At 58.1% G+C, this 25,036-nt stretch carries 31 protein-coding genes; 14 read left to right on the plus strand and 17 right to left on the minus strand.

The features are described from left to right. Position 1 precedes the first annotated feature (1 nt). The 6 genes from pheT to thrS form a co-directional block, all read right to left on the minus strand. The gene (gene pheT, locus LVW35_RS18750; RefSeq protein ID WP_233891523.1) at positions 2-2,380 is read right to left on the minus strand and encodes a phenylalanine--tRNA ligase subunit beta; all 2,379 of its coding nucleotides are present in this window, start codon (positions 2,378-2,380) and stop codon (positions 2-4) included. A gap of 26 nt (positions 2,381-2,406) precedes the next feature. Then, positions 2,407-3,423, minus strand: coding sequence for a phenylalanine--tRNA ligase subunit alpha (pheS, locus tag LVW35_RS18755; RefSeq protein WP_010209123.1), 1,017 nt, complete (start codon positions 3,421-3,423; stop codon positions 2,407-2,409). Between the two features lie 108 nt (positions 3,424-3,531). Then, a complete protein-coding gene (gene rplT / locus LVW35_RS18760) occupies positions 3,532-3,888 on the minus strand; it encodes a 50S ribosomal protein L20 (RefSeq protein ID WP_002553161.1) in 357 nt (118 codons plus the stop codon). 30 nt (positions 3,889-3,918) lie between these two features. Beyond that, a complete protein-coding gene (gene rpmI / locus LVW35_RS18765) occupies positions 3,919-4,113 on the minus strand; it encodes a 50S ribosomal protein L35 (protein WP_002553160.1) in 195 nt (64 codons plus the stop codon). 60 nt (positions 4,114-4,173) lie between these two features. Next, positions 4,174-4,725 (minus strand): translation initiation factor IF-3, encoded by a 552-nt coding sequence (infC, locus tag LVW35_RS18770; RefSeq protein WP_169850653.1) that lies wholly within the window; start codon positions 4,723-4,725, stop codon positions 4,174-4,176. After that, a complete protein-coding gene (thrS, locus tag LVW35_RS18775; RefSeq protein ID WP_177052932.1) occupies positions 4,725-6,647 on the minus strand; it encodes a threonine--tRNA ligase in 1,923 nt (640 codons plus the stop codon). Before thrS ends, infC begins: the two co-directional genes overlap by 1 nt. A 367-nt stretch (positions 6,648-7,014) precedes the next feature. Between thrS and LVW35_RS18780 the strand changes: the two genes are divergently transcribed. Together LVW35_RS18780 and LVW35_RS18785 are read left to right on the plus strand one after the other, a co-directional pair. Beyond that, on the plus strand, positions 7,015-7,329 hold the full coding sequence (locus LVW35_RS18780; protein ID WP_016978147.1) for a hypothetical protein: 315 nt from the start codon (positions 7,015-7,017) through the stop codon (positions 7,327-7,329). A 289-nt stretch (positions 7,330-7,618) separates the two neighbouring features. Beyond that, a complete protein-coding gene (locus LVW35_RS18785) occupies positions 7,619-7,831 on the plus strand; it encodes a cold-shock protein (RefSeq protein WP_003234260.1) in 213 nt (70 codons plus the stop codon). 73 nt (positions 7,832-7,904) lie between these two features. Here the strand turns inward: LVW35_RS18785 and LVW35_RS18790 are convergent, their stop codons facing one another. Then, a complete protein-coding gene (locus LVW35_RS18790) occupies positions 7,905-8,225 on the minus strand; it encodes an I78 family peptidase inhibitor (protein WP_071492188.1) in 321 nt (106 codons plus the stop codon). A 144-nt stretch (positions 8,226-8,369) separates the two neighbouring features. After that, positions 8,370-8,678, minus strand: coding sequence for a hypothetical protein (locus tag LVW35_RS18795; RefSeq protein WP_233891524.1), 309 nt, complete (start codon positions 8,676-8,678; stop codon positions 8,370-8,372). A 172-nt stretch (positions 8,679-8,850) separates the two neighbouring features. Between LVW35_RS18795 and LVW35_RS18800 the strand changes: the two genes are divergently transcribed. Further along, a complete protein-coding gene (locus LVW35_RS18800; RefSeq protein ID WP_010209115.1) occupies positions 8,851-9,063 on the plus strand; it encodes a hypothetical protein in 213 nt (70 codons plus the stop codon). A gap of 33 nt (positions 9,064-9,096) precedes the next feature. On the opposite strand, the gene LVW35_RS18805 is transcribed toward LVW35_RS18800, so the two are convergent. Genes LVW35_RS18805 through LVW35_RS18835 form a run of 7 tightly spaced genes read right to left on the minus strand, consistent with a single transcriptional unit; the run spans position 9,097 to position 16,060 of the window. Beyond that, the gene (locus LVW35_RS18805; RefSeq protein ID WP_233891525.1) at positions 9,097-10,125 is read right to left on the minus strand and encodes a nucleoside hydrolase; all 1,029 of its coding nucleotides are present in this window, start codon (positions 10,123-10,125) and stop codon (positions 9,097-9,099) included. Positions 10,126-10,150: 25 nt separating this feature from the next. Further along, entirely contained in the window at positions 10,151-10,555 is a 405-nt protein-coding gene (rbsD, locus tag LVW35_RS18810) for a D-ribose pyranase (RefSeq protein WP_016978152.1), read from the minus strand. Continuing rightward, the gene (gene rbsK / locus LVW35_RS18815) at positions 10,552-11,469 is read right to left on the minus strand and encodes a ribokinase (protein WP_233891526.1); all 918 of its coding nucleotides are present in this window, start codon (positions 11,467-11,469) and stop codon (positions 10,552-10,554) included. Before rbsK ends, rbsD begins: the two co-directional genes overlap by 4 nt. 23 nt (positions 11,470-11,492) lie before the next feature. Beyond that, positions 11,493-12,515 (minus strand): LacI family DNA-binding transcriptional regulator, encoded by a 1,023-nt coding sequence (locus LVW35_RS18820; RefSeq protein WP_233891527.1) that lies wholly within the window; start codon positions 12,513-12,515, stop codon positions 11,493-11,495. 3 nt (positions 12,516-12,518) lie between these two features. Continuing rightward, on the minus strand, positions 12,519-13,496 hold the full coding sequence (locus LVW35_RS18825) for an ABC transporter permease (RefSeq protein WP_016978155.1): 978 nt from the start codon (positions 13,494-13,496) through the stop codon (positions 12,519-12,521). Beyond that, positions 13,493-15,046 (minus strand): sugar ABC transporter ATP-binding protein, encoded by a 1,554-nt coding sequence (locus LVW35_RS18830; protein ID WP_233891528.1) that lies wholly within the window; start codon positions 15,044-15,046, stop codon positions 13,493-13,495. The genes LVW35_RS18825 and LVW35_RS18830 overlap by 4 nt, the downstream gene beginning before the upstream one ends. 57 nt (positions 15,047-15,103) lie before the next feature. After that, on the minus strand, positions 15,104-16,060 hold the full coding sequence (locus LVW35_RS18835) for a sugar ABC transporter substrate-binding protein (RefSeq protein WP_010209103.1): 957 nt from the start codon (positions 16,058-16,060) through the stop codon (positions 15,104-15,106). Positions 16,061-16,623: 563 nt separating this feature from the next. Between LVW35_RS18835 and LVW35_RS18840 the strand changes: the two genes are divergently transcribed. From LVW35_RS18840 to LVW35_RS18850, 3 genes are all read left to right on the plus strand, one after another. Further along, the gene (locus tag LVW35_RS18840) at positions 16,624-17,712 is read left to right on the plus strand and encodes an asparaginase (protein WP_233891529.1); all 1,089 of its coding nucleotides are present in this window, start codon (positions 16,624-16,626) and stop codon (positions 17,710-17,712) included. A 189-nt stretch (positions 17,713-17,901) separates the two neighbouring features. Continuing rightward, positions 17,902-18,153: a DUF1654 domain-containing protein gene (locus tag LVW35_RS18845; RefSeq protein WP_233891530.1), complete on the plus strand. Its 252-nt coding sequence runs from the start codon at positions 17,902-17,904 to the stop codon at positions 18,151-18,153. Between the two features lie 4 nt (positions 18,154-18,157). Further along, a complete protein-coding gene (locus tag LVW35_RS18850; protein WP_233891531.1) occupies positions 18,158-18,847 on the plus strand; it encodes an endonuclease in 690 nt (229 codons plus the stop codon). 29 nt (positions 18,848-18,876) lie between these two features. Here LVW35_RS18850 and LVW35_RS18855 read toward each other — a convergent pair whose 3' ends face one another. Beyond that, positions 18,877-19,242 (minus strand): SPOR domain-containing protein, encoded by a 366-nt coding sequence (locus LVW35_RS18855; protein ID WP_233896515.1) that lies wholly within the window; start codon positions 19,240-19,242, stop codon positions 18,877-18,879. Positions 19,243-19,504: 262 nt separating this feature from the next. Here LVW35_RS18855 and csrA point away from each other — a divergent pair, with 262 nt between their 5' ends. The 3 genes from csrA (at position 19,505) to LVW35_RS18870 (ending at position 20,531) form a co-directional block, all read left to right on the plus strand. After that, entirely contained in the window at positions 19,505-19,699 is a 195-nt protein-coding gene (csrA, locus tag LVW35_RS18860; protein WP_233891532.1) for a carbon storage regulator CsrA, read from the plus strand. A 203-nt stretch (positions 19,700-19,902) separates the two neighbouring features. Then, a complete protein-coding gene (locus LVW35_RS18865) occupies positions 19,903-20,142 on the plus strand; it encodes a hypothetical protein (RefSeq protein WP_442799689.1) in 240 nt (79 codons plus the stop codon). A 95-nt stretch (positions 20,143-20,237) separates the two neighbouring features. Next, positions 20,238-20,531 (plus strand): hypothetical protein, encoded by a 294-nt coding sequence (locus tag LVW35_RS18870; RefSeq protein WP_233891534.1) that lies wholly within the window; start codon positions 20,238-20,240, stop codon positions 20,529-20,531. Between the two features lie 19 nt (positions 20,532-20,550). Here the strand turns inward: LVW35_RS18870 and LVW35_RS18875 are convergent, their stop codons facing one another. Next, positions 20,551-21,228: an HAD family hydrolase gene (locus LVW35_RS18875; protein ID WP_233891535.1), complete on the minus strand. Its 678-nt coding sequence runs from the start codon at positions 21,226-21,228 to the stop codon at positions 20,551-20,553. A 207-nt stretch (positions 21,229-21,435) separates the two neighbouring features. Here LVW35_RS18875 and LVW35_RS18880 point away from each other — a divergent pair, with 207 nt between their 5' ends. The 5 genes from LVW35_RS18880 to LVW35_RS18900 all read left to right on the plus strand — a co-directional run bounded on the left by LVW35_RS18880 (position 21,436) and on the right by LVW35_RS18900 (position 25,024). Continuing rightward, positions 21,436-22,206 (plus strand): alpha/beta fold hydrolase, encoded by a 771-nt coding sequence (locus tag LVW35_RS18880; protein ID WP_233891536.1) that lies wholly within the window; start codon positions 21,436-21,438, stop codon positions 22,204-22,206. 111 nt (positions 22,207-22,317) lie between these two features. Further along, positions 22,318-22,563, plus strand: coding sequence for a DUF2790 domain-containing protein (locus LVW35_RS18885; protein ID WP_233891537.1), 246 nt, complete (start codon positions 22,318-22,320; stop codon positions 22,561-22,563). A 42-nt stretch (positions 22,564-22,605) separates the two neighbouring features. After that, the gene (locus LVW35_RS18890; RefSeq protein ID WP_233891538.1) at positions 22,606-23,277 is read left to right on the plus strand and encodes a heavy metal response regulator transcription factor; all 672 of its coding nucleotides are present in this window, start codon (positions 22,606-22,608) and stop codon (positions 23,275-23,277) included. After that, positions 23,274-24,674 carry a heavy metal sensor histidine kinase gene (locus LVW35_RS18895; protein ID WP_233891539.1) on the plus strand — a complete coding sequence of 467 codons (1,401 nt, stop codon included), beginning with the start codon at positions 23,274-23,276 and terminating at the stop codon, positions 24,672-24,674. The genes LVW35_RS18890 and LVW35_RS18895 overlap by 4 nt, the downstream gene beginning before the upstream one ends. 125 nt (positions 24,675-24,799) lie before the next feature. Beyond that, positions 24,800-25,024 carry a hypothetical protein gene (locus LVW35_RS18900; protein ID WP_233891540.1) on the plus strand — a complete coding sequence of 75 codons (225 nt, stop codon included), beginning with the start codon at positions 24,800-24,802 and terminating at the stop codon, positions 25,022-25,024. The last annotated feature ends 12 nt before the right edge of the window (positions 25,025-25,036 follow it).

Below are 25,036 nucleotides of genomic sequence, written 5' to 3' on the forward strand. Positions count from 1 at the left end.
GTCACTTCCTTAACGTGGCGTTCAACCTTTGTTCAAGCGAGGTGAGGATATTTTGTGTCGTGGTATTCACCTCATCGTCATTAAGAGTGCGCGATGGATGCTGCCAGGTCAAGCCAACTGCAAGGCTTTTTCTATGCGGATCAATACCTTTACCTTGATAGACGTCAAATAGCCTGAGGTCTGTCAGCCATTCCCCTGCATTTTCACGGATTACATCCAGAACGGCAGTGGCGGCCACGTCACGGTCGGCAATCAGCGCCAGGTCACGGCGCACTTCAGGGAAGCGCGACAACTCGCTGAATTTAGGCATTTTGCCCGCAGCCACTTCAGCCAGGACCAGTTCGAACACGAACACCGGACGATCAAGACCGAGGGTCTTCGACAGCTCAGGGTGAATGGCACCGACGAAGCCCACCAGGCGACCTTCACGCTCAATGCGTGCCGTCTGGCCCGGGTGCAATGCCGGGTGGCTGCCAGGCACGAAAGTGAAGGCATCCAGAGCACCGGCAAAACCCAGTACCGCTTCGACGTCGGCCTTGACGTCGAAGAAGTCCACGGCATCGCGGCCCTGTGCCCAACCTTCCGGCAGACGGCTACCGCAGACCACACCGGCCAGCATCGGCTCTTGCTTCAAGCCGTCCAACTGACCGACAAAACGCAGGCCGCTTTCGAACATGCGTACGCGGTCTTGCTGGCGGTTCAGGTTATGGGAAAGCGCTTTCACCAGGCCTGGCCACAGCGACGAACGCATGGCGGCCATGTCGTTGGAGATCGGGTTGGCCAGCAACAGCGGCTCGACGCCTGGGTTGAACAGTTCGAACTGCTTTGGATCGATGAAGCTGTAAGTCACCGCTTCCTGATAACCACGAGCGACCAGCAGGCGACGCAGCTCAGGCAGGTGCGCGCGCGCTTCGGCCTTCGGCTGTGGCGCCAGGCGCGCTTGCGGGTAACGAACCGGTAAACGGTTGTAGCCGTAGAGGCGGGCCAGTTCTTCGATCAGGTCGACTTCCAGGCTTATATCGAAGCGATGGCTTGGCACCTCAACGGTCCACTGCCCTTCCCTGCCAGGGGACATACCCAAGCCGAGGGCCGACAACAATTGCTCGATTTCAGCCGGTTCGATTACCAGGCCAAGCATCTGCTCAACACTTTTGGCACGCAGGGTGATCGGCGCAACGGACGGGAGGTACTGTTCGTTGACGGTTTCGGTGATCGGGCCGGCTTCGCCACCGGTGATTTCCAGCAGCAGGCCAGTGGCACGCTCCATGGCTTCACGGGCGAGGTTCCAGTCCACACCGCGCTCGTAGCGGTGCGAGGCATCGGTGTGCAGGCCGTAGGAACGGGCCTTGCCAGCGATGGCGATCTGGTCGAAGAACGCACTCTCCAGGAACACGTCGCGAGTGGTCGCGGACACGCCGCTGTGCTCGCCACCCATCACGCCGGCAATCGCCAGGGCGCGGGAGTGGTCAGCGATGACCAGGGTGTCGGCACGCAGGCTGACCTCCTGCCCGTCAAGCAGTACCAGCTTCTCGCCTTCTTCGGCCATGCGTACACGAATGCCGCCGTTGATTTCGGCAAGGTCGAACGCGTGCAGCGGTTGACCCAACTCCAGCATCACATAGTTGGTGATGTCGACGGCAGCATCGATGCTGCGTACGTCGGCACGACGCAGGCGCTCCACCATCCAAAGCGGGGTTGGCTTGGACAGGTCGACGTTGCGGATCACACGGCCCAGGTAACGCGGGCAAGCGTTTGGCGCCAGCACGTCGATCGGGCGCACTTCGTTGTGCATCGCAGGCACGGCGGCAACGACCGGACGGGTGACCGGGGCGCTGTACAACGCGCCGACTTCACGGGCCAAGCCAGCCAGGGACAGGCAGTCGCCACGGTTCGGGGTCAGGTCGACCTCGATGCTGGCGTCTTCCAGTTCCAGGTAAACGCGGATGTCCTGGCCCACTGGCGCATCGGCCGGCAGCTCCATCAGACCATCATTGCCCTCGCCGACTTGCAGTTCAGCCTGGGAGCACAGCATGCCGTTGGATTCAACACCACGCAGCTTGGCTTTCTTGATCTTGAAGTCGCCCGGCAGCTCGGCACCGATCATGGCGAACGGGATCTTCAGGCCCGGACGCACGTTTGGCGCTCCGCACACGACCTGAAAGGTTTCCGCGCCGTTGCTGACCTGGCACACACGCAATTTGTCGGCATCGGGGTGCTGTTCGGTGCTCAGCACCTCGCCCACTACCACACCGCTGAAAACACCGGCGGTCGGCGTAACGCTATCGACCTCAAGACCTGCCATCGACAGACGCGCAACCAGCGCGTCGCGATCTACCTGCGGGCTTACCCAGCCACGCAGCCATTGTTCACTGAATTTCATCCTGCTCTCCTAAAGATTCGTTACGACTAGCGAAATTGCGCGAGGAACCGCAAGTCGTTGTCGAAGAACAGACGCAAGTCGTTCACGCCGTAACGCAGCATGGCCAGACGCTCAACGCCCATGCCGAAGGCAAAGCCTGAGAACTCTTCCGGATCAATGCCGGACATGCGCAGCACGTTAGGGTGAACCATGCCGCAGCCCATCACTTCCAACCAGCCGGTCTGCTTGCAGACGCGGCAGCCTTTACCGCTGCACATCACGCATTCCATGTCGACTTCAGCGGATGGCTCGGTGAACGGGAAGAACGATGGACGAAACCGCACCGCCAGCTCCTTCTCGAAGAACACCCGCAGGAATTCTTCGATGGTGCCTTTTAGGTCAGCGAAGTTGATGTCGCGATCAACCAGCAGGCCTTCGACCTGGTGGAACATCGGCGAGTGGGTGATATCGGAGTCGCTGCGGTACACACGGCCTGGGCAGACAATGCGGATCGGCGGCTTGTTCGCTTCCATGGTGCGGACCTGTACCGGCGAGGTATGGGTGCGCAACAGCATGTTCGCGTTGAAATAGAAGGTGTCGTGCATCGACCGGGCCGGGTGATGGCCTGGGATGTTGAGCGCCTCAAAGTTGTGGTAGTCGTCTTCGACCTCAGGGCCTTCGGCAATGCCGTAGCCGATATGGGTGAAGAACTGCTCGATACGCTCCAGAGTCCGGGTGATCGGGTGCAGGCCGCCCGAGGCCTGGCCACGACCAGGCAAGGTTACGTCAATGGACTCGGCGGCGAGTTTGGCCGCAAGATCGGCCTCCTCCATGGTCGCCTTGCGCGCATTGAGCACCTCTGTGACACGCTCCTTGGCGACGTTGATCAGCGCACCGACTTGCGGACGCTCTTCAGCCGGCAAATTCCCCAGGGTCTTCATCACCTGAGTCAATTCACCTTTCTTGCCAAGGTAGTGAACCCGGATTTGCTCCAGGGCATTTACATCTTCAGCGCTTTGCACAGCCTCAAGGGCTTGGGCGACGAGCGCGTCCAGGTTTTCCATGTACAGACTCCAGATACAAAATAGGGGAAGAGCTTGAAGGCTCTTCCCCTATTTATGACGTTTAACACCCTGTGCTACAGAGTAGCCCAGGGTGACTGTCGGGGGTACTTAAGCCAAGGTGGCTTTAGCTTTCTCGACAATCGCAGCAAACGCCGCTTTTTCGTTCACTGCCAGATCAGCCAGAACCTTACGGTCGATCTCGATGGACGCTTTTTTCAGGCCAGCGATGAAACGGCTGTAGGACAGACCGTTAACACGTGCACCAGCGTTGATACGAGCGATCCACAGAGCGCGGAACTGACGTTTTTTCTGACGACGGTCACGGTAGGCGTATTGGCCTGCCTTGATTACCGCTTGCTTGGCAACACGGAACACGCGTGAACGCGCGCCGTAGTAGCCTTTAGCAAGTTTCAGAATTTTTTTGTGACGTTTACGGGCAATGACGCCACGCTTTACACGAGCCATGAGTTACTTCCTCTATTCTTGATCCAAAAATTAACGAAGGCGCAGCATGCGCTCGACTTTTGCCACGTCAGACGGATGCAGCAAGCTGCTACCGCGCAGTTGACGCTTACGCTTGGTCGACATTTTGGTCAGGATGTGGCTCTTGAAAGCGTGCTTGTGCTTGATACCGTTAGCAGTTTTCAGAAACCGCTTAGCAGCACCACTTTTAGTCTTCATCTTTGGCATGTTCGGATACTCCGCATTCAGTTGATAAACATAATCAGAAGGCCTGCCGTGCCCTGTTGATTACTTCTTCTTTTTCGGGGCGATGACCATAATCAGCTGGCGTCCTTCCATCTTAGGATGCTGCTCGACGGAACCATACTCCAGCAGGTCAGCTTCAACCCGCTTGAGGAGTTCCATCCCCAGCTCCTGGTGGGCCATCTCACGGCCGCGGAATCGCAAGGATACCTTAGCCCTGTCCCCATCACTCAGGAAACGTACCAGGTTGCGCAGTTTTACCTGGTAATCCCCTTCCTCCGTCCCTGGACGAAACTTGATTTCTTTTACTTGAATCTGCTTCTGGTTCTTCTTCGCTGCAGCAATCTGCTTCTTCTTTTCGAAGATCGACTTGCCGTAGTCCATCACCCGGCAAACAGGCGGGACTGCGTCGGCGGAGATTTCCACCAGGTCCAATTTGGACTCTTCAGCGATACGAAGCGCTTCATCAATCGAGACGATGCCAATCTGCTCGCCGTCAGCGCCAATTAACCGAACCTCGCGTGCCGAGATATTCTCGTTGATCGGGGCTTTCGGTGCAGCTCGTTTATCTTGTCTCATTTCACGCTTAATAATAATTACTCCGAATCTGGGCGACCACGCCGGGAAACCGCTTGCGCGAGGAACTCAGCGAACTGGGCGACGGGCATCGAGCCCAGGTCAGCACCTTCACGAGTACGCACAGCGACAGTCTGCATCTCGACTTCCCGATCTCCGATAACCAAAAGATAGGGAACCTTGAGCAAAGTATGCTCACGGATTTTAAAGCCGATCTTTTCATTTCTCAAGTCGGACTTGGCACGAAACCCGCTTTCGTTGAGAGTTTTTTCAACTTCAGCGGCAAAATCTGCCTGTTTATCAGTGATATTCATGATCACTGCCTGGGTCGGAGCCAGCCACGCAGGGAATGCACCCTCGTAGTGCTCGATCAGGATCCCGACGAACCGCTCGAACGAGCCAAGTATCGCCCGGTGCAGCATGACCGGGTGTTTACGGCTGTTGTCTTCGGACACGTATTCGGCGCCCAAACGGATCGGCAGGTTAAAATCGAGCTGCAGGGTACCACACTGCCAGACGCGGCCAAGGCAATCTTTCAGCGAGAACTCGATCTTCGGACCGTAGAAAGCGCCTTCGCCCGGCTGCAAATCGTACGCAAGGCCCGCGCTGTCGAGCGCAGCGGCCAGTGCAGCTTCGGCGCGATCCCACAGCTCATCGGAACCGACGCGTTTTTCCGGACGAGTGGAGAGCTTCATCTCGACTTCGGTAAAGCCGAAATCGCGATAAACGTCCATGGTCAGCTTGATGAAAGCAGCGGACTCGGCCTGCATCTGCTCTTCGGTACAGAAGATGTGAGCGTCATCCTGGGTAAAGCCACGCACGCGCATGATGCCGTGCAGCGCACCTGATGGCTCGTTACGGTGGCAAGCACCGAATTCGGCCAGGCGCATTGGCAATTCGCGGTAGCTTTTGAGGCCTTGATTGAACACCTGCACGTGGCAAGGGCAGTTCATCGGCTTGATGGCGTAATCGCGGTTTTCCGACTGGGTGGTGAACATGTTGTCGGCATAGTTGGCCCAGTGCCCGGATTTCTCCCAGAGGCTACGGTCAACGACCTGGGGCGTCTTGATCTCCAGGTAGCCGTTCTCACGCTGTACTTTGCGCATGTACTGCTCAAGCACCTGGTACAGGGTCCAGCCGTTCGGGTGCCAGAACACCATGCCCGGCGCTTCTTCCTGGAGGTGGAACAGGTTCAGGCGCTTGCCGATCTTGCGGTGGTCGCGTTTTTCGGCTTCTTCGATGCGCTGGATGTAGGCCGCCAGCTGCTTCTTGTCAGCCCAGGCGGTGCCGTAGATCCGTTGCAGTTGCTCGTTCTTCGCGTCGCCACGCCAGTAGGCGCCGGATAACTTGGTCAGCTTGAACGATTTGAGGAAGCGCGTGTTCGGCACGTGCGGGCCACGGCACATATCGACATATTCTTCGTGGTAGTACAGGCCCATGGCCTGTTCTTCCGGCATGTCTTCCACCAGACGCAGCTTGTAATCTTCGCCACGGGCGGTAAACACGTCGATCACTTCGGCGCGCGGCGTGACCTTTTTGATCACGTCGTAATCTTTTTCGATCAGCTGGTGCATGCGCTGTTCGATGGCGGCCAGGTCGTCCGGAGTGAAAGGACGCTCATAGGCGATATCGTAATAGAAGCCTTCTTCAATGACCGGCCCAATCACCATTTTCGCGGTAGGGTACAGTTGCTTGACCGCATGGCCAATCAAGTGCGCGCAAGAGTGGCGAATGATCTCCAGCCCCTCTTGATCCTTGGGCGTGATGATTTGCAGGCTGGCGTCGCGAGTGATCAGATCGCTGGCATCGACGAGCTTGCCGTCGACCTTACCGGCCACGGTGGCCTTGGCCAGGCCTGCACCAATGGATGCGGCGACCTCGGCGACGGAAACCGAATGATCGAATGAACGTTGACTGCCGTCGGGAAGAGTAATAGTTGGCATGGCGCCTCCTCTCCTAGTGGTGACCCCTACCAAAGGTCACGTGGGTTGGGATGAGCCAGTACAAGATCCAATACCAGGCCGTTCAGTGATGAACGCCTGCCTTACAGCGGCAGGAGCCTTTCGGCCAACCGATAATCGAACCAGAGTGACTGGAGTGAGCTAAAAAGAACGTGGCAAGGCGGCGATGGGCGCGCCTGGAAATAGCCAAGCGAAAGATGCTAGCACAGATGAACGGTCATCGTGCCGCCGCTATCTTCTGTAAACACAAATTCCGTCCTTTATAGCTGCAAAAGTGAACTTGAGCTGTACGCAATGCCTCAAACCCACTGAGAATCGCCGTTCGTCCTCGACCCAAAGGAGCATCCTCATGATGCGTTTTACCTCTACCCTCGCTCTCGCCGCTTCCCTGACCCTCCTCTCCCTCGGCGCACAAGCTGCAGCGCCGTCGAACTGGCCAGCCGGTGCTCGCGACAGCTTCGTCAGCGACTGCAGCGCAGCCGCCAGCCAGAACGTAGACGTCAAAACTGCCAAAGCCCATTGCGAATGTGGCGCTGACAAGATCAACGCTGAGCTGAGCACCGCCGAAATCAAGGAACTGATGACCAATCAGAACGCCAGCCCTGAGCTTAAAAACAAAGCGGTCGCGGCTATTTCATCCTGCAAAGTGGTGAAGAAAAAGTAAGATTTGCAATTGGTCACACAGCTGCTTTGCCGGAAAAATGGCTATAAAACTGCCGTTTCTCACAAATTACATAGCTTTTACGGCTTTTTTTACGAGCTGATATTTCGAGCTAAAGCCCCGTAAATCGGGGCTTTCAGCCGACCAAAGCACTAAACGCAACGCTATTGATTAGCAAACAATGCCTTGGGGGGGCTCCCAAGCCGAACATTTCGACTATGATAGCCCGGTGTGCCCAGTTGGCCTGAGCAGCACAGCACTACTGAAAATATATGTTTCTTGGAGATACACCATGTCTAATCGCCAAACCGGCACCGTTAAATGGTTCAACGATGAAAAAGGCTTCGGCTTCATCACTCCTCAAGGTGGCGGTGACGACCTGTTCGTACACTTCAAAGCTATCGAAAGCGACGGTTTCAAAAGCCTGAAAGAAGGCCAAACCGTTTCCTTCGTGGCTGAGAAAGGCCAAAAGGGTATGCAAGCTGCACAGGTTCGCGGCGAGTAATTCTCCGCTGAGCTAAAAAAACCCCGTCCATGTGACGGGGTTTTTTATGGGTGCTACAAAAGCCTGTAGCAGTTTATCCGCAATTGACCCGTGTGATCACCAGGTTGTCGTCGGTGTTCAGGTTCAAGCGGTCAGAGCGGTATTCCAGGGTGATCATGTCGTTAGGCTTGAGGATGCGAGCGTTCTGCGCACCGGCACGGGTACGCGCCTGTTCCAGTAACTGGGGCGAGGCTTTCTGGCCGATGGTGAATTCGGCGGCCTTCGACTCACAGCGGCTATGACCGGCATCGGTCACGGCGGCGTCTTTGGCTGGCTCAGAGGCACCCGGGGTGCTGCAACCCGCCAACGCGAGTGCTGCCAACAAAGTACCGAATGATGCGAGCTTCCAAGGCATGAAGCCTCCTATGATAAAAAATGGACAGAGATTTTGCGACATCGATTGGACGGATTGGTTTCAAGACGTAAACCGCCGCAGAGCAAGTCTGCCTGACTCTCGACAGGCATTCGCCCGGTCAATCGTGACCAGATATGAACGAAATCAGTAGATATCGATGTAGGCAAATTCCGGCGTCGGCCAATTCTGCTCCAGCGCATTGAAAATCTGGGTCACCCAGACTTCATCGCTGGCGGCCACATTGCCGACGCATCCGGAGCCTTTTGCCCAGGTCTCCAGACGAAACAGCAGCCCGTCGATGTCCACTCCGCCTACAACCTTTCCAGAGGAAATATAGGCGATTCCAGCTTTGGTCACCCGCAGTTGGGTATGTTCGTCATCGCTGGCGTTGGCGAGCAGTTGGCGCACATTCGCCAACGTCAGGTTCTCGGGGTTGTTCAAGTCAATCTGCACGTGGTTTCCCCGGCTATTAAACAAGCGGACAGTGTCGCACAGCCGCGACGTCATTCCGACGCGCTTCATGCCTAAGTATCAGTGCCAAACACGCTGCAAAATGGTTAACTGGGCCCGTAAGAACCGCGTTCCAGCGCACTGCCCTGCCCTTTCAGCCCCCCGCGAGATATTCATGACCACCGTAACGCTCCAAGCCGACATCAAAGCCAAGTGGCCCCAAGGACAGAGTTCCTACAGCCCCGGAAGCCCAGAGGAATTGGCGATCATCGGTATCGACCTGCTGGTCAAGGAATTGGGCACACAAGCGGCGCAAGCATTCATCGGCCAGATATTCGAGAAATATCCAGCCGACCACATGGGGGCACACGACCCCGAGCGCGAATAAGAACCGGCCGGCGAACGCCGACCGGTAAAGCCATTACTTCAGACGCGCCAGGCGCTCGGTCAGCAGATCGAAGAAGCCCTGGGCGTCGCCATTCTCGACCCAGAACACATTCTTTTCCTGCTTCAGGCCGTCGTACCAGTCGACGATGGTCTGGCCGAAGGTCGGGCCTTCACGGCTATCCACCACCATATTGGCCTGACGCCCACTGAACAGCGAAGGCTTGAGCAGATAGGCGATGACGGTGGCGTCATGCACCGGGCCGCCTGGAATGCCGTAGTGTTCCATGTCGCCCTTGACGTATTCGTTAAGAATATCGCCCACCACCTTGCTCGCGTTGTTCTTGATGTCGGCGATCTTTTTCAGGCGCGCCTCGCTGGTCAGTACCTTGTGGGTCACGTCCAGCGGCAGATAGGTCAGCTTGACGCCACTCTTGAGCACAATCTCGGCCGCAACCGGGTCAGCGAACAGATTGAATTCCGCCACGGGCGTGATATTGCCGCCATTGAAGTGCGCGCCGCCCATCACCACCACTTCCTTGATGCCTTGGGTGATTTCCGGCGCCTGGGTCAGCGCCAGCGCCAGGTTGGTCTGCGGGCCGAGCATGGCGATGGTGATGCTGTGAGGCTTGGCGGTGGTCAAGGTCTTGATGAGGTAATCAACGGCATTGCCATCAGCCAGGCCCTTCTTGGGCTCATGCACGGTGACGCCGGAAATGCCTTCCTTGCCGTGGATATTCTCGGCGTAGATCGGCTTGCGCAACAGTGGCGCAGGCGCGCCGGCATATACCGGAATTTCTTCGCGCCCTGCCCACTCGCGGGCCAGCCGTGCGTTGCGGGAGGTCTTGTCCAGGCGCACGTTGCCAGCGACGGTAGTCAGCGCGCGGATGTTCAGCTCATCCGGGGAAGCCATGGCGAACAGCAAGGCGACCACATCATCGGCACCAGGGTCGGTATCGATGATCAAATCGACCTTTTCCGCCGCCTGGGCGCTTGCAGCAGTGAGTGCGGACAAAAGCAGAACACTCCGGAACAGGTTTTTCAGGGTTGGGAGACCACGTTGCATAAAACACTCCTTGTCGTTGAGAACGCTAGAACGTTACGCCGGACACCAGCGCGATATTGCAATAAGGCTGACACTCACCAGTGCGTACCACGGCGCGCGCCTTGCGGCTCAGCTGTTTGAATTCTTCATGGCTGACCAGACGCCGCTCACCGAGGGCGGCCTGCTCTGTGAGTGTATTGAGCTCGGCAAGCGCCGGCGGTTGCTTGAGCAGAATTTCTTCCGCCAACACATGGCTTTCTACCTGCATTTCGCTGAGCACGATACGCAAGGTGCTGATGAAATCCGGGATGCCCTGGGTCAGCGCCAGGTCAATCAGCTCGACGCCTGGCGGCACCGGCAGGCCGGCGTCGCCGATCACCAGGATGTCACCATGCCCCAGCGAAGCGATCACACGCGACAGGGCAATATTGAGCAGAGGTGTCTTTTTCATGAGGGCACAAAACCTTGTACGTCATTCAGCGTTGGAATAGAGGGTTGCGCACCCGCGCGGGTCACCGACAGCGCCGCCGCGACCTGGCCGAAACGAATGGCTTCAGCCTCGCTTTTGCCGTTGGCTAACGCCGCGGCGAAACCGCCAACAAATGTGTCGCCTGCTGCCGTGGTATCTACCGCCGTGACCTTTGGTGCCTGCAAGTGCTCAAAGCGCTGGCCGTCGGTAAACAGCGCGCCCTGAGAACCCAAGGTGATGATGACTTTGCCAGCGCCTGCCTGGATCAACTGCGTCGCTGCTGCCTTGGCACTCTCAATGGAGTCGACCGTCACGCCACTCAAAGCGGTGGCTTCACTTTCATTGGGAATCAGGTAGTCGATAGAGGCGTACCACTCAGCCGGCAATGGACCGCTGGCCGGGGCCGGATTGAGGATCACCGTCTTGCCCAGTTCACGACCGCGCTTGAGGGTGAAACCCACCGTATTCATCGGCACTTCCAGTTGGCAGACGATTACGTCGGCCGCCTTCAGCACCGCATCGCACGCCTGCAACGAGGCGGGCGTCAGTTCGCCGTTACTGCCCGCCACGATCACGATCGCGTTCTGACTGCTGTCATCGACCACGATCAAGGCCACGCCACTGGAACCATCCACGGTGCTGACGGCCTGGCAATCGATGCCTTCCACCAACAGCGCATCACGCAACTCGATGCCATAGGCATCGGTGCCGACGCAGCCAATCATTGAAACATCAGCGCCCAGACGGGCCGAAGCGACGGCCTGGTTCGCGCCCTTTCCGCCAGGCACGGTGGAAAATGTCTGCCCGATGAGTGTTTCACCGGCCCGCGGCAGCCGGCTGGCGCGAGTGACCAGGTCCATGTTCAAGCTGCCTACTACCACTACTTTTGCTGGCATACATCAGTACTCATCAATTCGGTTCAGCGGTATTGGGCGAATGTACCGGCGACGGGCGCCGTAGACTCGCGCAAAACGATGCTCGGCGTCACGATGCGTTGATCGAACGGCAGTTGGGGTGTTGCAATTCTTCGCAGTAAGAGCTCGGCTGCCGTCTCGCCCAACTGCACGATCGACTGCCCTACCGTGGTCAGTGCCGGGTACACGTACCGACCCATTTGGATATCATCGAAACCGATCACCGAGAGCTCGCCCGGCACGCGGATATTGCGCTCTGCTGCGGCGCGTAACACACCGAAACCAATCATGTCGTTGCTGGCAAAAATGGCGCTGGGCGGATTGTGTGCCAGCAGTTGCACAGCGGCGGCATAACCACCCGTGCTGGTGAAATCGCTTTCCTGGGTGCGATTGGCCACCACAGCCACGCCTGCCTCTCGCAGCGCGCGGTGATACCCCGCCAGGCGCATTTGCGCAACACGGGTATGGCCAGGACCGCCGATGCAGGCGATGTCGCGGTGGCCCAGTTCGAGCAGGTGGCGGGTTGCCAGGTAGGCGCCCCCCTCGTGGTCGATACGTACCAGGTCCACGTCAATGCCATCCAGCGCCCGGTCGACAATCACCATGGGCGTGCGCACCGCACTCAAACCGGCGGCAAGGCCACTATCGTCGCCGCCCACCGAAGTCACGATCAGGCCGTCGATACGTTTTTCCAGCAACACACGCAGATAATTGCGCTGTTTTTCAGCATTGTCGTCGGAGTTGCAGAGGATCACGCAGTAGCCGTTACGCTCGCAGTAATCCTCGATGCCTCGGGCAAGCTCGGCAAAATACGGGTTGAGGCTGTTGGGCACCAGCAAGCCGATAGTGGCCGTGGTCTTGGCCTTGAGCGAGCGCGCAACGGCACTGGGTACGTAGTCGAGTTGCTTGATCGCGGCCTCAACCTTGATACGTACAGGCTCACTGACCGGGCGCGTCTTGTTCACCACATGGGACACCGTGGTGTAGGAAATACCTGCCAGCGCTGCCACATCCTTGATCGTTGCCATGGTTCAACCTCGCCGACTGGCGCGCTGGCTGCGATAGGTATCAAGGACCACGGCAATCACGATCACGGCACCGGTAATGATGCGCTTCGTGGGTTCCGTGGCACCGATTTGCGCCAAGCCGGCGGCCAATACCGAAATAATCAACACACCAAAAAAGGTACTGATCACCGAGCCGCGTCCGCCCATGAGGCTGGTGCCGCCGATCACCACCGCTGCGATCACTTGCAGTTCCAGGCCGGAGCCGGCGTTCGGATCCGCCGCTTCCAGGCGCGAAATCTGGAACAGCGCCGCCACACCGGCCAGCAGGCCCATGAGGCTGAACACCAGGATCTTGTAGGGCTTGGGGTTGATCCCCGCCAGGCGCACAGCCTCTTCATTGGTGCCGATACCGATCAGGTAACGACCAAATACAGTACGCGTCAGCACAAGCTGCGCGGCGATGATCACCAGCAAGGCAATGATGAACGACGGCGAGATGCCAAAGGCGATCGGGTTGGACAGCCAGGCAAACGAATCACCGATGTAGGCGGTGCGCGAGCCAGTCATCTGGTACGCCACGCCACGGGCCATTTCCAGCACGCCGAGGGACACGATAAATGACGGAATGCGCCAGGCTACAGTGATCGAGCCAGTGATAGTGCCCGCCAAAGCTGCGCAGCCCATGCCCAGTAAGGCGGCCGGCAACACGCTCCAGCCCCAGCCGAGAATCGCCACACTGACTGCCGACGCCGCCAGGGCCAGTACCGAGCCCACCGATAAGTCGATGCCGCCAATGATCAAAATAAAGGTCATGCCGACTGCCAGCACCATCAGATCCGGAATCTGGTTGGCCAGGGTGCTGAAGGTGTCATAAGACAGGAAGTGATCGCTGAGCACCGAGAACAGCGCAATCATCGCGAGCAAGGCGCCGGCCAGGCCCAGGTAAGTGCCCAGGCCGTAGAAGTTGCCGCCAGTCTTGCCGGGGGAAGTTGTGGTTTTCATGGGGTATCCCTAAGCACTGCGTCGTTGAGCAGCGCGTCACGTTTCTGATAGCCGACGAAGGCGGCGGCGAGCAATTCGTCCTGGGTCCAGCTATCGCGCTCGAACGTTTCGATCAAGCGTCCGGCGGACAACACGCCGATGCGGTCGCAGATCAGCATGAGTTCGCGCAGGTCACTGGACACCACCACCAGCGCTTTGCCCTGGCGGGTCAATTCGCCGAGCAAGGCATAAATGTCGAATTTGGCACCGACGTCGATGCCGCGAGTTGGCTCATCGAACAGCATCACCGAGCAGTCGCGCTCCAGCCAGCGGCCAATCACCACTTTCTGCTGGTTGCCGCCGGACAGCTCGGACACCAACTGCGCCGGACTGGAACTGCGGATGCGCATGGCGTCGATCTGGCGCTTGGCCAAGGCGGTTTCGTTGCGGCTATTAACCACACCGCCACCGGAAATTTCCGGCATGTTACCCAGGGCAATGTTGGCGCTGATCGACTGAGTCAGCAGCAGGCCTTCACCCTTGCGATCTTCGGTGATCAGGGCAATGCCGTGACCTACCGCGTCGACCGGCGAGCGAATACTCACTACCTGGGCCGGCGAACCGAGCGCCACGGTGCCGCTGTCGGCCAGGTCGGCGCCGAAGATCAGGCGCAACAACTCAGTACGACCGGCACCGATCAGGCCGGAGATGCCGTAGATCTCGCCCGCGCGCACTTCGAAGGACACGTCGCGGACCTTGTCCGAGCGGGTCAGGCCCTTTACCGTCAGGGCCGGGGCCCCGATGGTGCGCGGGCCCAGATCAATGTGCTCGCCCAGCTCGCGACCGACCATCAAGGTGACCAGCTGCTCGCTGTTGTAGTTGGCCATCGGCTCTACGCAAACCAGCTTGCCATCACGCAGCACCGCAATGCGCTGGGCTACGCGGGCCAGCTCTTCCAGCCGGTGTGAAATATAAATGATCGCCACGCCTCGGGCCTGCAAGCGGGTGATTTGCTCAAACAGCATCTCGACTTCACGCGCAGTGAGCATGGCGGTGGGTTCGTCGAGGATCAGTACGTGACAATCGCCGATCAGGTTGCGGGCAATCTCGACCATTTGCTGATGGCCAATACCCAAGCTGCCGACCAGTGTATCCGGATCGATAGCATCCAGGCCGACCTGGGCCATGGCCTCAATCGCTGCCTTGCGCAGTTGCTTGCGGCTGATCCAGCCACAGTGGCTGGGCAGGTTATCCAGGAACAGGTTCTCGGCGACCGTCAGTGTCGGTAGCAGGTTGAGTTCCTGCATGACCATGCGCACGCCCAGCTCTTCGGCCTGGGTGCGGCTGCCGGGGCGGTAGTCCTGTCCATTGAACTGCATGTGCCCGGTAGTCGGTGTGACCAGCCCGCCGATGATCTTCGACAAGGTGCTTTTGCCTGCGCCGTTCTCACCGGTCAGCGCCAGCACTTCCCCGCGATTGAGCGTCAGGGTGATGTCGGACAGAACCGGCTGGGCATAGGTCTTGCCGATACCGCTGACCGAGAGGACAGCGTTCGGGGCGGAAGATGACATAGGAAAATCTCCAGGCGCCCGCTCAGGACGAGCAGGCGCTGTTGGGTACTGCCAGGATTACTTCTTGAGGACGAGTTCGACCGGGGTCTCGATCACGCCGTCTTTGGAATCGACTTTCTCACCCTTGACCAGCTTGAGCGCGTTCTGGATACCGAACACGGCTTGCTGGGCAGCGGCCTGGTCAGCGGTGGCGAGCACACGGCCATCTTGCAGCATCGGCTTGATAGCTTCGATGTTGTCGTAGCCCACGACCAGCACTTTACCGGCCTTGCCTGCCGCACGTACGGCGGAGACAGCGCCCAGAGCCATGTTGTCGTTACCGGCCAGCAGGGCCTTGAGGTCCGGGTACTCACTCAGCATGGCGGAAGCCACTTTCTGGCCCTGGTCGATTTCCCAGTTGCCGGATTGAGTGGAAACAATCTTCATGCCGGCAGCGTCCATCGCATCCTTATAGCCTGCGGTACGCTGCTGCGCGTTGGTGGTCGTCGGCACGCCTTCGATGATGCCGACCTTGTCACCCGAGGCCAGTTGCTTGGCCAGATAGTCGCCCACCAACTTGGAGCCTTTGCGGTTGTCCGGGCCTACAAAAGGAATATCGAGGTTTTTGCTTTTGAGCACGTCCGGGTCCAGGCGGTTGTCGATGTTGACGACTTTGATACCTGCATCGGAAGCCTTCTTCAGCACGGTGACCAGTGCCTTGGAGTCGGCAGGGGCAATGACGATGGCGTTGACCTTGGCGAGAATCATCTGGTTGACGATGTCGATCTGCGCGCTGGTATCGGTTTCGTTCTTGATCCCGTTGGTGATCATGTCGAAATCGGCGGCGTGTTCTTTCTGGTATGTCTTGGCACCGTCTTGCATGGTGACGAAGAATTCATTGGCGAGGGATTTCATGACCAGGCCGACCTTGGGTTTGGCGGCGTCATCAGCGAATGCAGAGGAGAGAGGCAGGGCAGCGGATGCGGCGGCAAGCACAGCGACAGCAAGAAGACGTCCAGCGAATGGCAGCTTCATGGGTTCACTCCGATCTTATGATTATTGTGAGCAACGCTTGTACCGAAGAGCGCTTCGGCAGCCTTCCCACCCGGGGGGCTGATACGAGCTGTCACGATACTCCAAGAGTGTCCCGTGAAACATCTCGCAAACGTTTGCGTTATTCAAACTATGAGAACCTTGTCGAGTTTTGTCAACGGTTGAAAACAGCTTTTCATCTGCGGCATCCAGCCCTTTCCTTGCGCCAGCCACAGCGGCCCATTAAACATTGCCCACTCCCAACCGTTCTCTAAAACGACAGACTGCGCCGTTTCGCGTATGCAAATACACGCCCCCGAACACCCGTGTTTTCGGACAACCGAACACGGTGCCGTCCCATGTTCGGAAAGCCGGACAACCACCTGCTCGCCCATCTCAAAATAAGTTTATAATTTGTTATAAATCAATAAGTTATTTTATATCTGCGAAGCCAATGAGCCTGGTACGGATCCTGCTGTACCCCATCACCGCGTGGCATTCGGAACCGCCCCGGGTGTTCTAGATGAACCTGCTACAGCACTCATCAAAAACCAGAGAGAAAAATAATGAAATCTGCACTGAAGAACTTTGTTCCGGGCGCGTTAGCCCTCCTGCTGCTGTTCCCCGTTGCCGCTCAGGCAAAGGAAGTTGAATCCAAGACCAAACTGTCCAACGTGGTGATCCTCGCCACTGGCGGCACCATTGCCGGCGCTGGCGCCAGCGCAGCCAACAGTGCCACCTATCAGGCCGCCAAAGTCGGCATCGAGCAGTTGATTGCCGGTGTTCCTGAGCTTAGTCAGATCGCCAATGTACGTGGCGAGCAAGTGATGCAAATTGCGTCCGAAAGCATCAACAATGAAAACCTGCTGCAACTGGGCCGCCGCGTCGCCGAACTGGCCGACAGCAAGGACGTGGACGGCATCGTGATCACCCACGGCACCGATACCCTGGAAGAAACCGCCTACTTCCTGAACCTGGTGGAAAAAACCGACAAGCCAATCGTAGTGGTCGGTTCCATGCGCCCTGGCACCGCCATGTCCGCAGACGGCATGCTCAACCTGTACAACGCCGTCGCCGTGGCAGGCAGCAAAGATGCACGCGGTAAAGGCGTATTGGTCACCATGAACGATGAGATCCAGTCGGGTCGCGACGTCAGCAAAATGATCAATATCAAGACCGAAGCATTCAAGAGCCCATGGGGCCCGCTGGGCATGGTGGTTGAAGGCAAGTCCTACTGGTTCCGCTTGCCAGCCAAGCGTCACACCATGGATTCGGAATTCGATATCAAGAACATCAAGAGCCTGCCTGATGTCGAGATTGCCTATGGTTATGGCAACGTGAGCGATACTGCCTACAAGGCTCTGGCTCAAGCTGGCGCCAAAGCGATCATCCATGCTGGCACCGGCAATGGGTCGGTGTCCTCCAAAGTCGTGCCCACACTGGTAGAACTGCGCAAGCAAGGTGTGCAGATCATTCGGTCTTCCCATGTGAATGCTGGCGGCATGGTGTTGCGTAACGCCGAACAGCCTGACGATAAATACGATTGGGTCGCGGCCCTCGACCTGAACCCGCAGAAAGCACGCATCCTGGCGATGGTCGCCCTGACCAAGACTCAGGACAGCAAAGAGCTGCAGCGGATGTTCTGGGAATACTGATTCCCGGTGACATCCCGGCAGGGGCGGCTCTACCCGTCCCTGCTCCCCCAGCCCCCTTCGATTAAAACTCCTGCGCTCTACACTAAATTGCCTGAATTGCTGTCAGACAGACTTCTTGAAGTTTAAGCAGTTGCGAAATTGCCTACAGTTAAATACTGTATGTGCGTACAGCTTATTAAGGAATACTCCGTGGCAAAATCTTCTTCCGCAGCGCAAACCCCGCCTGATGCCTACGAACGCCTGGCCATTCGTGTGCAAAAGATCATCAATTCGACCAATGCGCAGAAAGCCAAGGCGGCTTTGATCTTCCGTTTGCCGGAAGAACCTGAGGATGAGTGGGCGCGCTTGCTGGAGGAAATCGCCGAAAACGACAACGTCACCCTCGCCTATCGGGATGACGGCGGTGTACAGATTTTCTGGGTTGTGCCGAAGGAAGATTGATTCAATGAGTGTCCGTTTTATCGCTGTGTGTTGCCTGTTTTTCACCTTTACCGCCCACGCCCAGGCGCCCCGTACCTTCAGCGAAGCCAAAAAAGTCGCCTGGAAGCTCTACGCGCCACAATCCACCGAGTTCTATTGCGGTTGCAAATACACCGGCAACCGTGTGGATTTGAAGGCCTGCGGCTACATCCCACGCAAAAACGCCAACCGCGCCGCACGCATTGAATGGGAACACATCGTTCCTGCGTGGCAGATCGGGCATCAGCGCCAGTGCTGGCAGGACGGCGGGCGCAAGAATTGCACGCGTCACGACGACGTGTTCAAACGTGCCGAAGCCGACCTGCACAACCTGGTGCCGAGCATCGGCGAGGTCAATGGGGACCGCAACAACTTCAGTTTTGGTTGGCTGCCGGTGCAAAGCGGGCAATACGGCTCTTGCCTGACCCAGGTGGACTTCAAGGCCAAGAAGGTCATGCCGCGCCCTTCGATTCGGGGAATGATCGCGCGCACGTATTTCTACATGAGCAAGCAATACGGCTTGCGGCTGTCAAAACAGGATCGCCAGTTGTACGAAGCCTGGAACAAGACCTACCCCGTGCAACCCTGGGAGCGTCAACGCAACCAGACCGTGGCCTGCGTGATGGGGCGCGGCAATGAGTTTGTCGGCCCGGTGAACCTGAAAGCCTGCGGTTGAACGTGGGCGAAGACCCGCCCACAAGGCCCTTACTGACCGGCGTTGTGCTCAATGATTTCTGACACAGTGTCGGTTTTCTTGGCGCGAGCCATTTTTTCGTTGAGCAACGTCTGTTTGGCCTCGGCTTCAGCCTTGGTTGCGAAAGGCCCCAACAGGACCTCGTCCTTGCCATCCACTTTCACGATGTAGAAATTGAAGCCATGCTCCAGCAGCCAGGCCGTGAGGTCGGTGATCGCCTGCAACTTATGGTCCGGCGGGCCTACCCGAATGTCCCACTCCTGGACGGCAATCGCGCCGGTCTGGGGCTGGCTTTCGGTCACGGCAGGCTTGGGCTTGGGCGCGTCGACGCTTTTGCCTTCACCGCAACCGGCCAATGCCAACACCGCAATTGCCATCGCTACTTTACGCACTGACCTGCTCCTTAAAAGATAAAGAGGCGACTTTATCATTCACTGTCTATTCTGGCCGTCATAAACGTTGGATTAAACAATGCGAATCATGTATCGCAGACCTGTATGATGCCGCCATGGGAATTAATGTCGCCTCTATGCGTCCTAAAAGAGGCAGTCACAGGGAAGCGCTTAGCAGTAAGCTACACACATCCGACACCTGCCCTGTCTGAAACATGTGTCCTTAAAAGTAATCAAGGAGAAGTCCATGCTTATACTCACCCGCAAAGTTGGTGAAAGCATAAACATTGGTGATGACATCACGATCACCATCCTGGGCGTAAGCGGCCAGCAAGTACGAATCGGCATCAATGCACCCAAGGACGTTGCCGTGCATCGCGAGGAGATCTACCAGCGCATCCAGGCTGGCCTGGCTGCTCCGGACAAAAACCAGACGCCTTGAAGCCCCCTCAGTAGCCAGCCCTTTCGTTCACTGTAACGGCTGGCGAAAACACCTATGAACTGCTGTTGTGTTTGTTGCGTGGCTGACGCTCTCCTCATCTTCATGGAAAGATGAAACTGTCTTCACGTCTGGAACTTGTTGTTTCATTCCCGGCCGAATCTCCTGACTGACACTGAGCCATCCGTGTATTCAGGAGCACGTCGATAATGCCTACGATCGCATCTCCATTTGCCTACAGGTCTTGGATGATCGCCCTGTTGATCGGGCTGGTCTTCGCGGGGCTGGCTTATGGTTTGAGGTATGCAATCGAAGGCGCGGGGGCCGTCGCCCCTCACTCCTGGCTGGATCTGGCACTGCTGCTTAGTGACTATTTATTTCTGTTCTGCCTCAAACCCATCCAAAAGGCCGTACAGCATAGATTGTGTCGAAAAATGCCGCACTGATGCCGCGCTCTTCGCCATCAGATCGCCGGTATTTACAGCGCCACGGTAGGGCCTATGCTTGGACGTGCACGATCAGTAAAAGGCACTGAATCAAGATGGACACCCTGAGTAAATCCCAGATCGAATCTGCACTGGCAGCCCGCCTGCCCAGCTACAAAGTGACCTGCACCTTGCACGCAGACGGGACCCTTTCGGCAGTGCTCAGCGGCCCGGAAACCGACCATTTCGCAATTACCGGGATCGTGCGCGCGCATTATCGCGGTGCCGAAGCCATCGCGCGGCTGGCGAATGAAATACTCAGGGAGATGGTACTGTCACGCCAGGGCATGAGGAATGATCGGATGCAGGCACCCGATCCCGCCGGTGCCGAACTAGGCCGGGACCGGTAACGGGCTCGGCCTTTTTGCATCAGGCCGCCCCGTCCTGCAAGTAAAGCAAGCCGTCCGTATCACGCTGCACCGTTAACTGCTCGTACCCGTCAACCGAGGGATGCTGCGTGACCATTGGCGTATGATGCGTCGACGTTACGACCATCACATCCGCCCCGGCGGCCTCTCCCGCCCGGATACCCACCGTCGCATCTTCAAACACCAGGCAATCCTGCACCGGTACACCCAGGCGTTGCGCCCCCAAGACGTAACAGGCGGGGTTGGGTTTGCCGACGGCGACGTCTTCAGCCGTGACCAACACCGCCGGCGGGGCTATGCCCGCCGCTTGCAGTCGACGCAAGGCCAGCTCCCTCGGTGCCGAGGTGACCAGCGCCCATTGGTCGCCCGGCAGACTGTTCAAAAACGCGGCGGCGCCGGGAATCGCTACAACGCCCTCGACATCATTGAGTTCATTTTCCGTAATCCATTGCGCCTCGACCTCAGGATCAACGCCGGGTAATGCCTGGCGAGTGATGGTGTCGATCGCACGGGCACCGTGAATGGTCTTCAGAAACGCCGTCACATCCAGGCCATGGCGTTCAGCCCAGATACTCCACACCCGCTCCGCGGCGGCAATGGAGTTGAGCAACGTCCCATCCATATCAAACAGAAAGGCGCGGTAACGGCGATTGAATACGGCTGGACCTCGGATGGACACTGCGCGGCTTCCTCATGGGCTGTAACAAATGATGGGCCCGATGCAATCTACGGATCACCTTGACACTTGTAAACGCCAGCAACGCCGATTGCATTACAGGTTTGTAATGAAGCTGTAAGTCTTGCCAGCACCCTCACTTCGTACAGTGGGCTCGTCAGTCACCCACATCGGATGACGCCACTTCCTACTGATGAAAAGGGTCCACCCATGAAACCTGCAAGCAAACTCTGCCTGATCGCCGCCAGCCTGTTGATGCTGGGCACTGGCACCGCCATGGCCGGCACCGTCGCGCCGGTCAAAGCCAATAACGTAGTGCTGGTGCACGGTTCCTGGGCTGACGGTTCGAGCTGGTCCGAAGTCATCACCCGTCTCCAGGCCGCCGGCCTGCATGTCACCGCCGTGCAAAACCCGCTGACGTCGGTGGCCGACGATGTCGCCGCCACCAACCGTGTGCTGGACCAACAAGATGGCCCCACGGTGCTGGTTGGCCATTCCTACGCCGGCACCGTGGTAAGCGACGCCGGGGTGAACCCAAAAGTCAGCTCCCTGGTGTACGTGGCTGCTCGCGCACCGGACGCCAATGAAGACTTTGTCGCACTCTCGGCCAAATACCCAACCATGCCTGTGCGGGCTGGCGTGGAGGACCACGACGGTTACCTCACGCTGAGCCAGGACGCCTTCCTCAAATACTTCGCCGCCGACGTGCCGCATGCCAAGGCGCTGGAGCTGTACGCCGTGCAGCAACCCATCACCAAGACTCTATTCAGCGGACGCACCGTCAATGCCGCCTGGCACACCAAGCCGTCCTGGTACGCAGTGTCAGCGAATGACCAAACGATCAACCCTGACCTGGAGCGCTTCCTTGCCAAGCGGATGAACGCCAGCACCATCGAGCTGCCATCGAGCCACTTGTCGCTGGTGTCCCACGCCAAGGAAATCACCGACTTGATCCTTGAAGCCTCCGGCCGCCAGCCCTGAGCCCTGCATTACAAACTTGTCATCATCCTGTTGGTTGGCTGTTCGGGGTGCCCGGTTACTGTGAAATCACTGCCGCGACCTGGCAGCCAACCCTTTAAGAGAGTTACCACCATGAAACTGTTTATCCTCGGCTTTGCCGCATTGCTCGCTACCGGTTCCGTGTTTGCCGCCGAACCCGTGATCCACGACAAAACCGGCTTTTTCATCCACCTGGACGTGGCCAAAGTACTGTCAAGCACCGACACCTACGGCCAATGCGGCATCGTCCCGGCGCAACTCAACTACCTCGACAGCCAGGGCCGCGAACATGTGCTGGACTACCAAGTGCAGGGCATCGGTTGCGCCAGTGACAATTGATCGGGCTACACTTGCGCCACGCATTGAGACAGGGCACTTCCCATGAACATCCTCGTTGTCGAAGACGAACCCAAGGCCGGCAATTACTTGCTCAATGGCCTACAGGAACTGGGCTACTCCGTCAGCCTTGCCAGAGACGGCGTGGACGGGTTGCACCAAGCACTGGAAACGTCCTTCGACGTGATCGTGCTGGATGTGATGATGCCGAAAATGGACGGTTGGGAGGTGCTGCGTCGCCTGCGCAAGGAAGTCGATACGCCGGTACTTTTTCTGACGGCCCGCGATGATATTGCTGACCGCATCAAGGGCCTGGAACTGGGCGCTGACGATTACCTGATCAAGCCTTTTTCCTTCGCCGAACTGGTGGCACGCTTGCGCACGCTGACCCGTCGCGGTCCGAGCCGGGATGAGGAACAGCTACAGATCGCCGACCTGCAAATCGATGTGCTCAAGCGCCGCGTCACCCGCGCCGGCACCCGCATTACCCTGACCAACAAGGAGTTTGCTCTGCTGCATCTGTTCGCTACCCACCAAGACCAGGTGTTGTCCCGCTCGCTGATCGCGTCGCGGGTGTGGGACATGAATTTCGACAGCGACACCAACGTGGTGGACGTAGCGGTACGCCGTCTGCGCCTGAAAATCGACGACCCGTTCCAGCTCAAGCTGATCCACAGCGTGCGCGGCATCGGCTACCGCTTCGATACACAGCCATGATCAAGCGACGTCATTATTCCCTGACTCTGCGCCTGGCGCTGATCTTCGCCCTGCTCGCCTTCGCTTTGCTGGCGACCCTCGGCGTGGCGCTGTACCGCGAGCTGGAGCGGGAGTTGATCAGGCGCGACGACGCGGCCCTGATCTACCGCGTCGATCAATTGCGCAACCTGCTCAATGACAGCAACACCGTCGACTTGATCAAGACCAAGCCGGAGCTGTTTCAGAACATGCTGGGCAATCGTGAATCGGTGCTGAGCATCGCCGCGCCAGGGCAACAACCGTTATTGACAGTCAACCCCGGCAATATCGACCTGCCCTCCGTCCCCCCCGTCCCGAAGAACCACGAGCTGACGTTTGCAGATGTGCACCACTTTCCCAGCATCGATGGCGTGCCCTTTGCGACCGTGGCCGCGTCCATCGACTCGGGCGACCTGGGCAGCCTGCAAGTCACCACGGGACGCCTTATGACCGAGCGCACAGCAGTGCTCGCCAGCTATCGCCTCAGCGTTTACATCCTGGCAAGCATTGCCGCGATCATCCTGGCTGTTGTTGGGTATCTGCTGGTGCATCGCGGACTTGTGCCGTTGCGCCGCCTGGCACGGCACGCCCATGGCATCGGCGTCGGTAACCTCGCCGAACGCCTCGACAGCTACGGCGCGCCGAAAGAATTGCTGCCGATGATTGATTCATTCAACACCATGCTGGAGCGGCTGGCCAAGGGTTTTGTACAACTGGGACAGGTGTCTACCGACATGGCCCACGAACTGCGCACTCCCATCAATAACCTGTTGGGCGAAACCCAGGTCGCCCTGCAGCAACACCGCAGCATCGAGAGCTATCAGCAACTGCTGGCGTCCAATGTCGAAGAACTTGAGCGCCTCGCGCGGATGCTCGACAACATGCTGTTCCTGGCCCGTACCGACCCCGCCAGTGCGCTGCGGCAACGCCAGGAACTGAGCGCAGCGGATGAGGTGGAACGTATCGCTGATTATTTCGAGGGCCTGGCGGGTGATGTGGATATCAGCATTCATGCCAGCGGTGAAGGGGTAATTTGGGCGGAGCCGATGCTGCTGCGCAGGGCCCTGGCGAACCTGTGCGCCAATGCCATCAAATATGGTGCGCCGAGTACCGAGCTAGTGATTCAGGCGGTTCCCGATGCCGAGGGCATTCACCTTAGGGTCAGCAATCAGGGCGAGACCATCGCTGCCGAGCATTTGCCGCGGCTGTTCGAACGGTTTTACCGGGTGGATGAGTCACGGGAACGATCGGCGCAATCCAATGGGCTGGGCTTGTCGATCGTGGCGACCATCATGCAACTGCATAACGGGCAGTACAGCGTGAGCAGTGAGGCGGGAGTGACGTGTTTTGATCTGTTCTTTCCAAAGCGGGAAGACTGAGCAACAAACGCCCGGTGGTATTTTGCAAAAGTTTGTCTCTTACGGAGGGACTGAAGCCACACTATTCTTCGTTCCCAAGGGGCTCAAGGCAGAGCCCGCAGCGGTAACCATAGGGAGACACGGGAATGGAAATGCGATTAGGTTTACTGGAAAAGGGGCTGGCTGAAATGAATGAGAAGCTGATCACCGTTTCGGGCAAGGCAGACGCCATGGATAAGCACTTCGCGTCCAAGACAGACCTGGCAACCACTGAACTGAACATTATCAAGTGGTACGTGGCCACTGCATTCGCAATGACAGGCCTGGCCTGCGCCATCACCTTCGGGCTCATCCGACTGTTTGCAATGTGAGAAGCGTCGGGC

It is taken from the genome of Pseudomonas sp. HN11, from assembly GCF_021390155.1.
Classification (GTDB): Bacteria; Pseudomonadota; Gammaproteobacteria; order Pseudomonadales; family Pseudomonadaceae; genus Aquipseudomonas.

Excerpts from the sequence above, each read along its gene's own strand:
- pheT (WP_233891523.1), bottom strand. The coding sequence starts at position 2,380 with ATGAAATTCAGTGAACAATGGCTGCGTGGCTGGGTAAGCCCGCAGGTA.
- pheS (WP_010209123.1), bottom strand. The coding sequence starts at position 3,423 with ATGGAAAACCTGGACGCGCTCGTCGCCCAAGCCCTTGAGGCTGTGCAA.
- rplT (WP_002553161.1), bottom strand. The coding sequence starts at position 3,888 with ATGGCTCGTGTAAAGCGTGGCGTCATTGCCCGTAAACGTCACAAAAAA.
- rpmI (WP_002553160.1), bottom strand. The coding sequence starts at position 4,113 with ATGCCAAAGATGAAGACTAAAAGTGGTGCTGCTAAGCGGTTTCTGAAA.
- thrS (WP_177052932.1), bottom strand. The coding sequence starts at position 6,647 with ATGCCAACTATTACTCTTCCCGACGGCAGTCAACGTTCATTCGATCAT.
- LVW35_RS18780 (WP_016978147.1), top strand. The coding sequence starts at position 7,015 with ATGATGCGTTTTACCTCTACCCTCGCTCTCGCCGCTTCCCTGACCCTC.
- LVW35_RS18785 (WP_003234260.1), top strand. The coding sequence starts at position 7,619 with ATGTCTAATCGCCAAACCGGCACCGTTAAATGGTTCAACGATGAAAAA.
- LVW35_RS18790 (WP_071492188.1), bottom strand. The coding sequence starts at position 8,225 with ATGCCTTGGAAGCTCGCATCATTCGGTACTTTGTTGGCAGCACTCGCG.
- LVW35_RS18800 (WP_010209115.1), top strand. The coding sequence starts at position 8,851 with ATGACCACCGTAACGCTCCAAGCCGACATCAAAGCCAAGTGGCCCCAA.
- LVW35_RS18805 (WP_233891525.1), bottom strand. The coding sequence starts at position 10,125 with ATGCAACGTGGTCTCCCAACCCTGAAAAACCTGTTCCGGAGTGTTCTG.
- rbsD (WP_016978152.1), bottom strand. The coding sequence starts at position 10,555 with ATGAAAAAGACACCTCTGCTCAATATTGCCCTGTCGCGTGTGATCGCT.
- rbsK (WP_233891526.1), bottom strand. The coding sequence starts at position 11,469 with ATGCCAGCAAAAGTAGTGGTAGTAGGCAGCTTGAACATGGACCTGGTC.
- LVW35_RS18820 (WP_233891527.1), bottom strand. The coding sequence starts at position 12,515 with ATGGCAACGATCAAGGATGTGGCAGCGCTGGCAGGTATTTCCTACACC.
- LVW35_RS18825 (WP_016978155.1), bottom strand. The coding sequence starts at position 13,496 with ATGAAAACCACAACTTCCCCCGGCAAGACTGGCGGCAACTTCTACGGC.
- LVW35_RS18830 (WP_233891528.1), bottom strand. The coding sequence starts at position 15,046 with ATGTCATCTTCCGCCCCGAACGCTGTCCTCTCGGTCAGCGGTATCGGC.
- LVW35_RS18835 (WP_010209103.1), bottom strand. The coding sequence starts at position 16,060 with ATGAAGCTGCCATTCGCTGGACGTCTTCTTGCTGTCGCTGTGCTTGCC.
- LVW35_RS18840 (WP_233891529.1), top strand. The coding sequence starts at position 16,624 with ATGAAATCTGCACTGAAGAACTTTGTTCCGGGCGCGTTAGCCCTCCTG.
- LVW35_RS18850 (WP_233891531.1), top strand. The coding sequence starts at position 18,158 with ATGAGTGTCCGTTTTATCGCTGTGTGTTGCCTGTTTTTCACCTTTACC.
- LVW35_RS18855 (WP_233896515.1), bottom strand. The coding sequence starts at position 19,242 with ATGGCAATTGCGGTGTTGGCATTGGCCGGTTGCGGTGAAGGCAAAAGC.
- csrA (WP_233891532.1), top strand. The coding sequence starts at position 19,505 with ATGCTTATACTCACCCGCAAAGTTGGTGAAAGCATAAACATTGGTGAT.
- LVW35_RS18870 (WP_233891534.1), top strand. The coding sequence starts at position 20,238 with ATGGACACCCTGAGTAAATCCCAGATCGAATCTGCACTGGCAGCCCGC.
- LVW35_RS18880 (WP_233891536.1), top strand. The coding sequence starts at position 21,436 with ATGAAACCTGCAAGCAAACTCTGCCTGATCGCCGCCAGCCTGTTGATG.
- LVW35_RS18885 (WP_233891537.1), top strand. The coding sequence starts at position 22,318 with ATGAAACTGTTTATCCTCGGCTTTGCCGCATTGCTCGCTACCGGTTCC.
- LVW35_RS18890 (WP_233891538.1), top strand. The coding sequence starts at position 22,606 with ATGAACATCCTCGTTGTCGAAGACGAACCCAAGGCCGGCAATTACTTG.
- LVW35_RS18895 (WP_233891539.1), top strand. The coding sequence starts at position 23,274 with ATGATCAAGCGACGTCATTATTCCCTGACTCTGCGCCTGGCGCTGATC.
- LVW35_RS18900 (WP_233891540.1), top strand. The coding sequence starts at position 24,800 with ATGGAAATGCGATTAGGTTTACTGGAAAAGGGGCTGGCTGAAATGAAT.